The sequence below is a fragment of the Arthrobacter sp. YC-RL1 genome (assembly GCF_001454985.1).
GTDB lineage: Bacteria > Actinomycetota > Actinomycetes > Actinomycetales > Micrococcaceae > Glutamicibacter > Glutamicibacter soli.
Genome location: NZ_CP013297.1, coordinates 794,212 through 807,665, shown reverse-complemented (window position 1 = coordinate 807,665; position 13,454 = coordinate 794,212). Strand labels below are relative to the sequence as shown.

Genomic DNA, 13,454 nt, shown 5'->3' with positions numbered 1-13,454 from the left:
ACAAGGGCTGGACAATGACGGACCCGCAATGGATGAAATCTGCACGTGAATGGCAGAAGCGGGGCCCAAAGGGACCCCGCTTCGCACGGTGAAAGTTATGCGATTACTGCATCGTGGTCATCGTCGCGATGGAGTCAAAGGCTTCGGGGCCGCCGACCTTGTACAGGGCCAGCAGCAGGCCGCCGAAGACGGTGCCCATGATCGCGCTGAAGCCCAACGAGATCTTGGCCAGCGAGCGGACCTCGTCGCGGCTGATGGCGCTCTCGTTGTTCAGGTACCGGGCTGCGCCGGCGCTGATGCTTGCCGCCGGGGTTGCAGGCTTCTCCGCTGCAGGCTGGGTCGGCGCCGATGCAGTCTGGGAGATGGCAGGGGCTACTGCCGGTGCCGCCATCAGGATGTTCGATGCGGTGTCGATCTCTCCGCCACGCAGGTAGGCGACGGTCGAACGGTGCTTGCGGTCCTGGCGGAGCTTGACAATGTTCGAGCCATGTCGTGCCAACAGAATATCTTCGCCAAGTGGGATCGTGCCCATCGATAACCGCTCTCCTAAGTAAATTCAAACACCGTACTTCCAGTAAACCCCACGAATTTTCGCTACCTGTTAAATACTTGTCTATTTGTTCACAAACACACATGGACCTGTGATGCAAACGGCATGATTTCAGCGTTAAACGCGCCTACGTCACACCTGGATGGGCTTCCGGGCGGCGTTCAGGCGCCTGTGGGAATCCGTTCAATCGGGCAGCTGGCCGAAGGCTTCGGTATCCGAAATGGGGCCGAGCACCAGGATGCGGTCACCGGGCTTGAGCACCGTCTGGGCATCGGCATGCTGCCAGCGGCCCTCGTCATTGGTGCGGGCCGCCACTGTTACCCCGTAGTGCTTGCGCAGGTTGCTGTCGCCGAGTTTCAGCCCCTGCAGCACCTTTGGCGTCGTCATTTTCACCATGGCGAATCCACGATCGATTTCGAGGTAGTCCATCATCGATCCGCGCACCAGGTGGGCTACCCTTCGGCCCATGTCCTTCTCCGGGTAGATGATGTGGTGCACGCCGAGCTGTTCGAGAATCAGGCCGTGCTGGTCATCCAGCGCCTTGGCCCAGACATGGGGAATGTCCATGCTCAACAGCTTTGAACAGGTGAGGATCGACGCCTGGAGGTGGTTTCCGATGGCCACCACAACCCTGTCGAATTCGTTGAGCGAGAGCTGTTCAAGAGCTTCGCGCTTGGTGGCGTCGGCCCGGACCACTTGGGTGAGTTCCCCATTGAGGGACTGGACGATACCTTCGTCCAGGTCGATTCCCAGCACGCTGGTTCCCGAGCTCATCAGCTCCAGAGCCAGCGAAGCTCCGAAACGTCCCAAGCCGATGACTGCGACGGAGTTTGCATGGGCGATTTTCTTGGCCGCACCGCGGCCGCCGGAGAAGTTAACCAATTGCTGGCCTTTCCTTTGGAAGTTCGAATACTGCCTTCTTGTCGCGCAGGGCGAGCGCCGATCCGAGCGACAGGACGCCGACGCGTCCCAGGTACATCAGCGCGATCAGCACCGCTTCGCCGGTCGCGGGCAGCTCGGGGGTGATGCCGGTCGACAGCCCCACCGTGGCGAACGCCGAGGTCGCTTCGAACAGGCATTCATCCAGAGTGAATTCGGTGATCACCAGCAGCGCCATAGTTCCCGTGAAGACCGCGGCCACCGCGACGAGCGCCACCGTGATCGCCTGGCGGTGCACCGAACGGGACAGCCGCTTGCCGAAGATGTTCACTGCGGCTTCCCCGCGTAGTTCGGTGAGGATGATGAAGAACAGGACCGCGAAGGTCGTGATCTTGATGCCGCCACCGGTGCCTGCCGGGCCAGCGCCGATGAACATGAGCAGATCCATGCCCAGCCAGGTGGCCGAATGCATGTCCCCGATATTGATCGAGTTGAACCCTGCGGTACGCGTCTGCACGGATTGGAAGAATCCAGCCAGCAGCTTGTCCTGGACGGACATAGGCCCCAATGTGTCCGGGTTGGCCCACTCCATGGCGGTGATGAATACGGTGCCCAACAGCAGCAAGGCAACGGTGCCTACCAGCACGATCTTCGTATTCATGGACCATTTCAGCCTGTTCCGCGCGTATCGGCGGATCTGCAGGATTACGGGGAATCCCAGGCCGCCGAGGATGATCGCCGCGGCAATAGGAATGCAGATCCACGGGTCGGATGCGAACCCCACCAAGTTGTCGGAAAAGAGTGCGAATCCTGCATTGTTGAAAGCGGAGATCGCGTGGAACCCTCCGTAGGCCAGACCTTCCCCGAACGAATAGCCGTACCCGAGGATGAATCGGGCAGCCAGCAGCACCGCGATGATGCCCTCGATCGTGAACGTCACCTTCACGATCGACAGGGCGGCGTTCTTCACGTTTGGGCCTTCGACGGCCTTGGCCTCGGTCTGCGCAGTGATTTTTGCGCGCAGGCTGAGTTTTCCCAAGATGCTCAGCGAGAACAGGGACGCGACGAGCATGATGCCCAGACCGCCGGCCTGGATCAAGGCGATGATCACGATTTTCCCGAAAACGCTGAAGTGCGTCGCGGTATCGAGCACCGCGAGGCCCGTGACGCAGACTGCTGAAGTTGCGGTGAACAGCGCATCGATGAAAGGCGTCCACTGCCCGGTGGAAGAGGAAAGAGGGGACGCGAGAAGCAACCCGCCGATCAGGATCGTGATGGCGAATCCCGTAGCCACCATGCGGGCCGGCCGCGCCACCACGGTTGATCCGGAAACATGAAAACGGTGCTTTCGCTGGAGTTTACTCATAGAATCCGAATTCGTAGTGCCTGCCGTCTACATGTTGTAGAAAAGCCTTACGAATGGAAAACAGTACACCTGCTTCACCGGCTTGCCAAGAGGTCAATTTTCCCGCGGCCGATCCCCCGCTGTCGGGTGGGTGACCAGCGACAACGAGGTAGCTCGGGCATCCCCGCGTGCGCGGATTCGTTGGTGCCGAGGGCATTTGTTTCGGCGTTAACGGACAGGGCGCAAAAAAGCGGAGGCAGGATCCTGCCTCCGCTTTTCATTCGGATCGTAATCCGAAGCCGCTATGCGGTTTTGATGTTCCGATGCTTGCGCGCGCGCTTGGCCGCGCGGATCTGCACCGTCAATTCATTGTTCGTCATGTCATCGGGTGATGCGATGTCGTAGTCATGCGCCTGCTTGAGCAGACCCTGACGAATTTCCGCGTGATGGTTGCGGTTGTATTTACGCACCATGACGACCGTTACGATTGCCAGCACCGCCAGGGTGACCAGGGCAGTGAGCATTGTGGTTTCCACGTTCATTGTCTTCTCGACCCCCTTTGTCTTCAAGTTGAGGATTCCGCAGCCCGCGATCCCAGCTAGGAGCTGTGTTCAATTCAAACTTCCCGGACGCTTCATTCTCCTGTACAGAAGAACAACAAGTTTAGCAGATTTATTCGAATTACTGAATTGGGGTATCGAATCGGCGCGTAATTGTCACTTGGTTCCGCCGCTTGGATCCGCTAGAACTCGCCGGTACCATGGCTGTGCTCGAAGACCAGCGAGGTCTGCGTGGTCGCCACGGCTGGATTGGCTGACAAGTTGTCCAGTACGAACTGGCGTACATCTGACGAGTTGCGCACGGCCACGTGCAGCACGAAGTCGTCAGCGCCGCCCAGGAAGAAAAGCTGGCGCACCCCGGGTTTGTCGCGCATCTGCGTGGCGAAATTCGCCATCAGGTGGCGGGCTCCCGGGCGGATGCGCACGAAGATCAGGGCTTCGAGCTCCCTGCCGAGCACCTGCGGGTCCACCTCGATGGTGAACCGGGAAATCACTCCGGAATCGCGCAGGGCGTTGAGCCGTGCCAGGCACGTCGATGCAGCGATGCCCAGCTCTTCGGCCAGCGAGTTGTTCGTCCGCCGGGAGTTCTTGGAGAGCAGCTCCAGCAGCTTGCGGTCTAGTTCATCAAGCTGCGCCGTGGGGCCGCCCGAGGCGTTGGTTCCATTGAGCATCGTTTGCACACCTGCTTTCAATGAGTCGTGGTGCTTCCATTGATCTTGCGGAGGGCCGCTGCCGGCGCTACTGCGGCGGGATATTGTCCGGGGCGTCGTGCGCTATGCGGCGCTTGCGCATCCGGAGAATGACTACGGCGGCCAGCGCGATCACCAGCGCCCCGCCGACGAGCCACGGCCAGTCCAGGGCCAACCACGCATAGAATACCGCCAAGCCGATCGTGGTGTAGAGCAGCGCCCAGGCCATGGCGCCCACCGCCACCGCCGGCAGGTAACGGCGCACTGGCATCCGGCTGACGCCTGCCGACGTATTCACCGCGGACTGGATGCCCACCGTCAGGAAGCTCAGTGGAATCGCCAGCATGCCCCACCGGGCGATGAAGCGCTGGGCGCGCTGGTAGGCCCGACCATGCAGGTGCCGCTCAAACCTCGTATGCTCCACGCCCTTGGCGATGCCGCGACCGACCCAATAGGTGGCATTCCCGCGGGCGAACGCCAGGCAGAAGAAGAATACGAAGGTGATGGCAAATGGTGCGTCGTTGGTGAGCCATGAGATGGTTTCGGACATGCTTACGGAACGCTCTTGATCTGGCGGACCAGCGCTGCGCCGACCAGGCTGATCACGGCCGAAATGAGGAACAGGGTCGGGTAGCCGCCGAACCAGGTCACCGACAGCCAGGCCACCAGCGGTGCAACCACCTGCGGCAGCGAGTTGGCAATGTTGATCATGCCCAGGTCCTTGCCGCGCGAATCGGCGTGCGGCAGCACCTGGGTCAGCAGAGCGAAGTCGACGGCCAGGTAGGCGCCGAACCCAATGCCCAGCAGCACCGCGGCGATGACGGCGGTCGTGAAGTTGGAGGCGAAGGCCAGCACCCCGGCGGCAAGGGCCACGATGACCGAGGAAATGATCACGAATTTCTTGCGCTTGCCGTCGCGGTCGGAGATCTTTCCGGAGATCACCGAGGAGAAGATCACGCAGAATGCGTAGATAGCGGTCAGCACCAGCACGCCCTGGGCCGGGTCCGGATGGCCCAGCTGGTCCTGCAGGAAGAACAAAAGGTACACCAGGCACAACTGGCAGCCGAGATACAGCATGAAACGGGTCAGCCACGCCCAGCCGAAGTCCTTGTGCTTGACCGGGTTGATCCAGAAGCTCTTGAGGAATTCGCCCGCTTTCAGCGCCGGCAGCGCGCCCTTGGGCAGCGGAACATCCTGGCGCATCATGACGTACGGGATGGAGCACAGCGCCACTGCCACCGCGACGATGGCATAGCCGAAGACCAGATCCTGCGCGGCATACATGCCGATGACCGCGCCGATCAGCGAACCGCAGGTCTGGCCCAGCGCCACCAGGCCGCCCACCATGCCGCGCTGCTCCACCGGGACCTTGTCCGGAATGGCAGCGAAGATCGCGGCCAGCGCGGCATTGCCGGCCGCCTGCATCAGCGCCCAACCAAGCACCAGCAGGCTCACCGTCTGGGCCGTGGACATCAGCAACAGCGAGAGCGCACCGGCGAGCGTGCCGAAGAAGACCCAAGGGATGCGCCGGCCGAACTTCGAGGTGCTGCGGTCGCTCAGCGCTCCGAACAGCGGATTGGCCACCAGCGAGACGGCCGCGCCCACGCCGGTGACCAGCGAGAGGATCGCATTCTTCTGGCTGGCATCCAGCTGCTGGGCATGCAGTCCCAGCAGCACCTGGATGGGCGCGAAGAAACCGACGTTGATGCCGATATGCACGATCACCAGGGCGGTGATCCAGGCGGCGCCTACGCGCCGGGTGGGAACCTGCAATGCGGCAGGGATGCTTCCCGGGGCTCCAGCGCTCATGGGGCGGGTCGTCCTAACTCGCGGGGACCGATCTGCGGGTCCTCCAGCTGTTCAATGCCGGGGGTGATGCCGCGGGTGATCAGCTTGCGCACTGCCTTGGACATCAGTCCCCCATCGATCATGGAAGCCGCCACCAGCGTGCCGGATTCGTCCAGGCCGAATACCGTTTGGATCTTGCGGCGGCGGTTGTGCCGCTTCACGACGCTGGCAACCTTGGAGAAGTCCCCCACGGTTTCCACGTGGGCATCGTGGCGGTCGGACCAGAACCACGGGACCGACCGGCCGGGCACCGGGGTGCCGAGAATGGTGGAGGCGGCAATGGCCGCGTCCTCCATCGCTGCTTCCCAGTGCACCGCACGGGGGCGCCCTGCTTCGCGGGCCGCGTCGCCCAGGGCCAGCACCTGCCGATGGCTTGTCGAGCGCTGTCCGGCATCGACCAGGATTCCGTTCTCCACGTCCAGGCCTGAGCGTTCGGCGAGCGCGGTATCCGCTTCGACGCCGATGGCCGAGACAATGATGTCCGCGTCGTGGCGCTCGCCGGAGACGATAGCGTAGCCGGGGCCCAGCTCGGTCACCGTGCCGGTGATCGTGGTGACGCCGTGGGACTGGTGCTCCGCATGCAGCTGCTCGGCCAGATCCTCGCCCAGCACGTGCGCCAGCGGGGCGTTGGAGCTGGAGACCAGAGTGACCTGGGCACCGAACATCCGGGCGGTGGAGGCGAATTCGGCGCCGACCAGGCCTGCCCCGATGACCAGCACACGCTGGCCGAACATCCCGTCTTCCAGCTCGAGGGCCAGATGCTGGGCGTCGGCCGCGGTGTGCAGGCTGCGCGCGAATTCCGCGCCGGGCACGTCCAGGGTGCGCGGGATGGTGCCAGTGGCCAAGACTACCCAGTCGTCCTCGGCCGTCGGCACCTGCAGTTCCGTGATTTCTTCCTGGACCAGGTTGATACGGTTCTCGCGGTACCAGGAGACCGGCGCGAAGGGCTCGACTTGCAGGGCCTTGCTCAACGGCGGTCGGTCGTAGGGAAGCCCCTGCGTATCGCTGATGCTGATGGTTCCCGCATAGTTCCGGCTGACCAGTTCACGGGCCAGGGTGTAGCCGGCGACTCCTGCCCCGATGATGTGTACGGAGGACATCTAGATGTCGAGCTCCAGGTTGCCGTCCACCACGTTGACCTTATAGGTGCGGGCGTCCTTGGTGGCTGGCATGCACAGCACCTTGCCGGTGCGCAGGTCGAAGCTGGAGGAGTGCAACGGGCACTCTACTTCGCAGCCGTCGATCCAGCCTTCGGAGAGCGACGCGACTTCGTGGGTGCATTCGTCCTGCAGCGCATAGAAGTTACCGTCTTCGGCGTGGAACACCGCGATGTCCTCGATGGCTCCACTGTCTTTTGCCTCTACCAGCAACGCTTCGCCTTCTGGCAACTGGTCTGCTGGACCGACACGGTAACTCACAATGACTCCTTTGGTGCGCAAATAGTTCTGAACCTATCTTGTCACCTAATTAGGCGATGCACATATTAGCGGTGTCACCTCTAAGCCCTCTGGATGGTTCAAACAGAAGAAATCATGGATCTCAGCGGATGGTTCGCCGTCAGCCCGCCCATCAGCCGGATGCCGTCCAGCCCGTTGCCGGCCGGTTCGACCAGCCGCGCTCCGGGAACCAGCGAGGCCAGCTCTGCCGTGAAGGCCGAGCGTACCCGGGCACCGGCGAATACTCCTCCGAGGCAGGCAACACTTGCCTGCGAGGCATCGGCTTGGCCTGTCCGGCGCAATGCGGCGGCCGCCGAATGGGCCAGCTCTTTGCCCGCGAGATCGCAGATCAGGGCAGCGACCGGATCGGTCTGGGCGTAGCGGGAGACTTCCTTCCCGAAGGAGGCCACCACGGCGATCTTGTCGGGCGCGGCCTGGAGCTGGATGTAGGCTTCTTCTAGCTCCGGCCAACGTTCTTGGACCGGGCCGGTCAACGCTGTCTGCGGTCCGCGGCCATCGTGCGCGCGCATCACCGCGGATAATGCCTGCTGCCCCATCCAGTAGGCGCTGCCGGCATCCCCCATGATGTTGCCCCAGCCGTCCACGCGGGCCGTGTTGTTGGTTCCGACGGCGAGGGTGACCACGCCGGTTCCGGCGGCAACGACCGCCCCGGGCCGGTCTCCCAGCGCGCCCAGATAACTGGAAACTGAGTCATGGGCAAGGTTGAGACCCGAGGCCACGCCTGGCTGCAGCATCGCCCTGAGCGCCCCGGCGTCATGCTCGGCCTTGGTCAGCCCGGTGGTGCCGATGGAAACGACGTCGAATCCGGTACCGCGGATACTTGCTGCGTGCCCGATAGCGGCCGCCAACTGCGGCAGTACCGGCAGATGCGTCTGGACCCCAGGCAGGCGACGTTCCGCGACGTAGCCCTTGTCGATAATCCTGAGTTTTATTTCGGTTTGACCGCCGTCGACCGCCAGTTGCGTGTGGAACATGATGATTAGATCTCCCTGTCGTCATTCATAGGCTATGTTCAACCTGCGGATCGATTCCCCGTGACATGCGGCCGTGATGACGGACGGTTTTTCAGCCTGGTCGGAGTTCTGGGCCTCAATGGCTCCGTGGAAAACCCGGCAATTGGCGAAAGAACAGAATCGGCCGAATGCAATTTACGAATGGCGCGCGATTAGTTCTTTGAGCGAATTGTGCCCAATCACGTCATGGAACCGCAAAAAATCTTAGAATAGAAAACATGCAAGAAGAACAGCTGATGCAAAAGGTGGAAGACGAATTCACCGCCCTGTTGTTTCGTGCGCGCCAGATGCTGGTTCGCCGCGCCAAAATCATCCATCCTGAACTCCAGGACCAGGGTTACCGGCTTCTCGCAGTCGTCATCCGCGAAGACGCCCAGCAGCAGGGTGTGCTCGCCGAAAAGCTCCGCCTCGACAAGGCCACAGTGTCGCGGTTAGTGCAGCACCTGCAGTCCATCGGGCTGGTCTCCCGGGTTCCGGATCCGCGGGACGGCCGGGCTCAGCTGGTCTCCGCCACCGATGAGGCCCGCGAGAAATGGAGTTCCAGTGGCGACATGCTGCGCCAGCAATTACGAAACCACCTCAGCGACTGGAACCACGACGATCTGGAAGAATTCGGCATTCTCATGCACCGGCTCAACTCGACCTTTGACGACATCGTGTAGGCGCTCCGGACCCTGAACACGCGAAAGGCGGATTTCTGATCAAATTTTTTGATCAGAAATCCGCCTTTCGCTGTACAGCAGCAAAACGACCTACTGCATCAAAGCCAGGAAGTCATCCGCGCTCAGCACCGAGGACTGTGCCGCATCCGTCTGCTCGCCCAGTACGTCGTTGAATAGTGCTGTCTTTTTTGCCTGCAGGGCCAGCACCTTGGATTCGATGGTGTCCTTGGCAACCAGCCTGTAGACGTACACCGGCTTGGTCTGGCCGATGCGGTGCGCACGGTCGATGGCCTGCGCTTCGGCCGCCGGGTTCCACCAGGGATCCAGCAAGATGCAGTAGTCGGCGGTGGTCAGATTGATGCCGAAGCCGCCGGACTTCAGCGATATGAAGAAGACCGGGAATTGCCCGTCGGTGAACCCGTCAATCATGTCCTTGCGCTTGGGACCGCTGGTCGCGCCGTCCAGGTAACCGTGGTCGATTCCGAGTTCCACCGCAATGTCTTTCGCCTTGCCCAAGAAGCTGGTGAACTGGCTGAAGACCAAGATCTTGTGCCCCTCGGCGACTGCGTCCGCCATGAGCTCGCGCAACATCTCCAACTTGGCGCTGGGAGCATTTCCCTCATCAACCAGGGAAGGGTCAAGCGCCAGTTGCCGGAGCAGGGTCAATGACTGCAGGATCTTGAACCGGTTGGAATCCACGTCATCCACCAGTCCCAGCACTTCCTGGCGCACCCGCTGGAAACGGCGGTCATAGGCCTTGCGGTGCGCCGGTTCCAGCTCGACTTCCAGTACTTGCTCGGTCTTGGCGGGAAGCTCCGGAACTACCTGTTCCTTGGTACGGCGCAGCACAAACGGGCGCAACCGCTTCTTGAGCCGTTCCAGCCGTTCCGAGTCGCCGTCGGAAATCTGCTTCTGGTAGTTGTCCTTGAATGCCTTCTGGCCGCCAAGCAGACCGGGCGCAGCCAGCGAGACCAGGGCCCACAGCTCCATCAGGTTATTCTCCATCGGGGTACCGGTCACCACCAGCTTGCACGGAACCGGCAGCTGGCGCGCCTGCTTGTATCCCTTGGACGTGTGGTTCTTCAGCTGCTGCGCCTCATCGAGAATCAGCACGGAGAACCCTGCCTCCTCGAATTCTTCGAATGACAACCGGAAAATGGCGTAGCTGGTGACCACCAGTTGGGCATCGCCGATTTGCTCGACAATGCTCTTCCCTGCCTTTTTCGCCGTGGAGGTGATGGACTGGACCCGCATCTGCGGGGTGAAACGATGCGCTTCGTTAACCCAGTTGCCAACCACAGAGGTCGGAGCGATCACCAGGAACTTCTGCTCCGGGTTCTGGGTGCGGGCCTGTTCGAGGCCTGCCAGCAGCTGGACGGTCTTACCCAAGCCCATGTCGTCCGCCAGCACCCCGCCCAGCGAATGCGTGCGCAGGAAGTTCAGCCAGGCGGCGCCTTGCTCCTGGTACGGTCGCAGTTGCGCCGTGAACGAGTCGGGGAGGTCGATCTTCTCCAGCTGCTCGCCGTTGGTCAGTTCAGACATGGTCTGGAGCCACTGGTTTTCCTGGGCTTCGATGATGCCCAAGTCCACCAATTCCTGCCACCAGTCGATGCTCAAGCGGTGGATTCGGATGCTGTTGCCGGACACGGTGCCCAGTTCCCCGGCTTCCTGGACCAGCTGGCGCAGCTGGTGGAATTCCGGTCCGTCAATCGGAATCACCGTCATGTCCTCAAGGACCAAGTATTCGTCCCCCATGGTTAATGCGGAAAGCAATTCGGCGAACGGCACCTTCATCCCGTTGATGGACACCTCGACGGCCAGGTCGAACCAGTCTCCGGTGCTCTCCCCCGCTTCGATGCTCACCTTGGCCGGTTCGGAATTCAGTGAATAGCTCGGCAACTGCTCGTGGCCGGTGATGAGGATATCCGGGTGTTCCTCAAGCAACGGAAGGAGGTACATGACGAATTCAATGGCTTGGCTCTTGGAGAGTTCTTGTTCTGGGAAGACACCGTTCTTGGTCGTCTGGCCCAGTGGTTGGTCCCCGCCGAGCTTGTCGTTCACCGAGCTGATGATCTCGCGTTCAACCGACTTCTGGCGTGGCGATTTGGGCGGATATTTCCACGCAAAGCTCATGGTCAAACCAGTTCCAGTTTCAGTCAGCTGAAGCTGGAGCACCGGGCGTGCCGGCTGGGGAACCCTGTAGCTGGCATCTTCGCTGCGCACCGGTGCCACCTGCCGAAGGGAGTTCAGGTACCCACTTTCGAAGTCCTCGATGTCTTTGGTCGGAACCATCATTGCGCCGGCGCTGATGAGATCCCTCAGCTCCGGCCCTACCGCGTCTTCCAGCGGTGCCAGTGAAAGATTTTTCGCCTTGTCCAGCGGTTTGTCGGCAAAGGCAATCATGGACGGCGGGTTGCCCAATGCCAAGACGTTATCCGTTTCGCCGTTCGGACCGCGGAAAATGCCTTCAATGGTCAGGCCGCTGTCGTTTCGCCGCAAGTCGAGAAAGGCTGAACCGGAAAGATCCGCAAAAGACACCTCGCTGCGGTTGCTGGCGTTGCCGTTGACAATGTGAATTCCGGTTTCATGGATCAGGTCGAAGGCTTCGCGCAGGTCTTTTCCGGGCAAGTTGTTCAGGATGATCCAGTCGGTCGCATCCCAGACATGGCCATATTGGTCATGCTGGGATCGTTCGTTGAGCATGACCAATTCGTTGGCGGCGCGGCGCTGCTCCTTGGCGAACCTGTCGTCAAATGGCAGCTTACGCCAAGATACTCCGGTCTGGACCCAGGGGCTGCGGGTTCCCCTGCGGGCCGGACGCGCGTTGAGGTTCAAGGTCGGCCGGCCAAATCGAGTGGCGGGGATGACTTTGAGGATCAGTCCCAGTGGTTCCTCTTCAAGGTCGTTTTCGTGCTCAGCACCGGCAGGCACCTGCGGAAGCAGCCGCTTCAGGGTCCGTTCCCATTGCGGAGCCTGCGGAGCTTTCCAGGTGTCTTCTGCCCTGACTACATCCGAAACTGCGAAGCCGCCGCTGCCGATCTGGGTTGCTTCCACGAGCAACGCTGCGACATCCGCGCAGGAATATTCTTCCGGATGCGCATCGCAACGGCTGCTGAAGCTGATGCTCGTGCCCTCGATGGAAAGCTGGACCACGACGAAGGCCCGGAGAACCCAGCCGGAAACGATCGAACGACCGGGCATCTGCCGACGGTCTGAAATGGTCACCTGCCCGGAATTGGCCATCAGCCACCCTTGGCTGTACTCGCCTTCGGTGACCAGGGTTTGAGCGGCGACGGGGGTCAGCTGGTATTCCATGCTCACAACTTCTCGGGTAGGAGGCCGCGCCGTAACTGCGCGGAGTTCGTGATCAATTCTATCGACGCAATGGACAGTTCTTCCTGTGACGAAACATGAAGAAAGCTATTTACCAACCACGAAGAAACCCGGTAGAAAAGTAACTACTGAATCACGAGTTCTAACCACACAAGCCCTGGCTGGTTGGACGGCAACCCTATTCGCGTCATTGTGCGGGGTGCTCCAGGTGATGATTCGACGGACCTGAAAGACAGATTCGTAAGCGATGGCGCCCCTTGCGCCAGAAAGGGGATCAATTCCTCATGTCTACCGCAGCTTCCACCCTTTCCGTTGCCGAAGACCGCTCCGTCCGCCTGCAGCAGGCTGGCACCGGCTGGGGCGAACGCATCTCCACCGCCCCGGACAGCGCCAAGCTGACCTTCACCGTCCAGGGCGAGGGCTTTGGCTCGGTGGCCAGCAACATCGTCTCCGGCAAGCACACCTTCACCGTGGACGAGCCAGCGGCACTGGGCGGCGATGACCTGGCAGCAAGCCCTGTCGAATATGCGCTCGGTGCCCTGATTTCCTGCCAGGTGGTTGTCTACCGCCTGTACGCCGAGCGTCTAAACATTCAGGTTGACGACGTCAAGATCGTGGCCAACGGGAATTTAGATGTACGCGGCCTGTTCGGCATCGACAAGTCGATCCGCCCCGGCTTCACCTCGGTGGATCTCGATGTGCAGATCACCGGCCCGGAAACCGCGGAGCGCTACGATGAACTGCGCCAGGCAGTCGACGCCCACTGCCCGGTTCTGGATCTGTTCGCCAATCCGGTGCCGGTGAGCACAAAGATCTCGCTGGTTTCCAACAACTAGCTGATCAGCATGGCGTTGCCCGCTTCACGGGCGACGCCATGCTTTACACAGAGCCTTGTTTCCACGGCGTGGCACTCATAGGCTGACTGCGAAGGCTAAGGACCGGAAGAAGCTGCCATGTCTGCGCCGAAAATTGTCCAGTGGGACCCAAGGATCCCGAGGCGTCTCGGCAGTGTTGCGACCGGAGAGCAGAACCGCACGGCCATGAAGCAAAACGCCATCGAGATCGGCGGCTACATCCCGCTGAGGAACTGGCGCTGTGCTGGGGAAACGCGTCAAAGG

13 protein-coding genes and 1 riboswitch are annotated in these 13,454 nt (G+C 61.3%); of the genes, 2 read left to right on the top strand and 11 right to left on the bottom strand.

Features of this window, described 5'->3' with window-relative positions; all coding sequences use genetic code 11:
- Positions 1-103: 103 nt before the first annotated feature.
- The 10 genes from ATC04_RS03735 to ATC04_RS03690 all read right to left on the bottom strand — a co-directional run bounded on the left by ATC04_RS03735 (position 104) and on the right by ATC04_RS03690 (position 8,302).
- Positions 104-532, bottom strand: coding sequence for a hypothetical protein (locus ATC04_RS03735; protein ID WP_047120072.1), 429 nt, complete (start codon positions 530-532; stop codon positions 104-106).
- A gap of 201 nt (positions 533-733) precedes the next feature.
- Complete coding sequence (locus tag ATC04_RS03730) at positions 734-1,432, bottom strand: TrkA family potassium uptake protein (RefSeq protein WP_231735897.1); 699 nt, start codon at positions 1,430-1,432, stop codon at positions 734-736.
- Complete coding sequence (locus ATC04_RS03725) at positions 1,425-2,795, bottom strand: potassium transporter TrkG (protein ID WP_047120073.1); 1,371 nt, start codon at positions 2,793-2,795, stop codon at positions 1,425-1,427. Before ATC04_RS03725 ends, ATC04_RS03730 begins: the two co-directional genes overlap by 8 nt.
- 281 nt (positions 2,796-3,076) lie before the next feature.
- Complete coding sequence (locus ATC04_RS03720) at positions 3,077-3,310, bottom strand: hypothetical protein (RefSeq protein WP_152666887.1); 234 nt, start codon at positions 3,308-3,310, stop codon at positions 3,077-3,079.
- A gap of 206 nt (positions 3,311-3,516) precedes the next feature.
- Positions 3,517-4,005, bottom strand: a complete 489-nt coding sequence (locus ATC04_RS03715; RefSeq protein ID WP_047120075.1) for an Lrp/AsnC family transcriptional regulator — start codon at positions 4,003-4,005, stop codon at positions 3,517-3,519.
- 67 nt (positions 4,006-4,072) lie between these two features.
- Positions 4,073-4,573, bottom strand: coding sequence for a VTT domain-containing protein (locus tag ATC04_RS03710; RefSeq protein WP_052772484.1), 501 nt, complete (start codon positions 4,571-4,573; stop codon positions 4,073-4,075).
- Positions 4,574-4,575: 2 nt separating this feature from the next.
- Positions 4,576-5,832: an MFS transporter gene (locus tag ATC04_RS03705; protein WP_047120076.1), complete on the bottom strand. Its 1,257-nt coding sequence runs from the start codon at positions 5,830-5,832 to the stop codon at positions 4,576-4,578.
- Entirely contained in the window at positions 5,829-6,971 is a 1,143-nt protein-coding gene (locus ATC04_RS03700) for an FAD-dependent oxidoreductase (protein WP_052772485.1), read from the bottom strand. Before ATC04_RS03700 ends, ATC04_RS03705 begins: the two co-directional genes overlap by 4 nt.
- Positions 6,972-7,289 (bottom strand): bifunctional 3-phenylpropionate/cinnamic acid dioxygenase ferredoxin subunit, encoded by a 318-nt coding sequence (locus tag ATC04_RS03695; RefSeq protein WP_047120077.1) that lies wholly within the window; start codon positions 7,287-7,289, stop codon positions 6,972-6,974. It abuts the gene before it with no gap.
- Between the two features lie 98 nt (positions 7,290-7,387).
- Positions 7,388-8,302, bottom strand: coding sequence for a BadF/BadG/BcrA/BcrD ATPase family protein (locus ATC04_RS03690; RefSeq protein ID WP_047120078.1), 915 nt, complete (start codon positions 8,300-8,302; stop codon positions 7,388-7,390).
- Positions 8,303-8,559: 257 nt separating this feature from the next.
- On the opposite strand from ATC04_RS03690, the gene ATC04_RS03685 reads away from it, so the two are divergent.
- On the top strand, positions 8,560-9,003 hold the full coding sequence (locus ATC04_RS03685; RefSeq protein WP_047120079.1) for a MarR family winged helix-turn-helix transcriptional regulator: 444 nt from the start codon (positions 8,560-8,562) through the stop codon (positions 9,001-9,003).
- Positions 9,004-9,093: 90 nt separating this feature from the next.
- Here ATC04_RS03685 and ATC04_RS03680 read toward each other — a convergent pair whose 3' ends face one another.
- On the bottom strand, positions 9,094-12,318 hold the full coding sequence (locus ATC04_RS03680; RefSeq protein WP_052772486.1) for a DEAD/DEAH box helicase: 3,225 nt from the start codon (positions 12,316-12,318) through the stop codon (positions 9,094-9,096).
- A 149-nt stretch (positions 12,319-12,467) separates the two neighbouring features.
- A riboswitch (SAM riboswitch) is annotated at positions 12,468-12,589 on the top strand.
- Positions 12,590-12,620: 31 nt separating this feature from the next.
- Between ATC04_RS03680 and ATC04_RS03675 the strand changes: the two genes are divergently transcribed.
- Complete coding sequence (locus ATC04_RS03675; RefSeq protein ID WP_052772487.1) at positions 12,621-13,172, top strand: OsmC family protein; 552 nt, start codon at positions 12,621-12,623, stop codon at positions 13,170-13,172.
- The last annotated feature ends 282 nt before the right edge of the window (positions 13,173-13,454 follow it).

What these genes read in the sequence shown, in the direction of transcription:
- ATC04_RS03735 (WP_047120072.1), bottom strand. Translation starts at nt 532, where the DNA reads ATGGGCACGATCCCACTTGGCGAAGATATTCTGTTGGCACGACATGGC.
- ATC04_RS03725 (WP_047120073.1), bottom strand. Translation starts at nt 2,795, where the DNA reads ATGAGTAAACTCCAGCGAAAGCACCGTTTTCATGTTTCCGGATCAACC.
- ATC04_RS03715 (WP_047120075.1), bottom strand. Translation starts at nt 4,005, where the DNA reads ATGCTCAATGGAACCAACGCCTCGGGCGGCCCCACGGCGCAGCTTGAT.
- ATC04_RS03710 (WP_052772484.1), bottom strand. Translation starts at nt 4,573, where the DNA reads ATGTCCGAAACCATCTCATGGCTCACCAACGACGCACCATTTGCCATC.
- ATC04_RS03705 (WP_047120076.1), bottom strand. Translation starts at nt 5,832, where the DNA reads ATGAGCGCTGGAGCCCCGGGAAGCATCCCTGCCGCATTGCAGGTTCCC.
- ATC04_RS03700 (WP_052772485.1), bottom strand. Translation starts at nt 6,971, where the DNA reads ATGTCCTCCGTACACATCATCGGGGCAGGAGTCGCCGGCTACACCCTG.
- ATC04_RS03690 (WP_047120078.1), bottom strand. Translation starts at nt 8,302, where the DNA reads ATGTTCCACACGCAACTGGCGGTCGACGGCGGTCAAACCGAAATAAAA.
- ATC04_RS03685 (WP_047120079.1), top strand. Translation starts at nt 8,560, where the DNA reads ATGCAAGAAGAACAGCTGATGCAAAAGGTGGAAGACGAATTCACCGCC.
- ATC04_RS03680 (WP_052772486.1), bottom strand. Translation starts at nt 12,318, where the DNA reads ATGGAATACCAGCTGACCCCCGTCGCCGCTCAAACCCTGGTCACCGAA.
- ATC04_RS03675 (WP_052772487.1), top strand. Translation starts at nt 12,621, where the DNA reads ATGTCTACCGCAGCTTCCACCCTTTCCGTTGCCGAAGACCGCTCCGTC.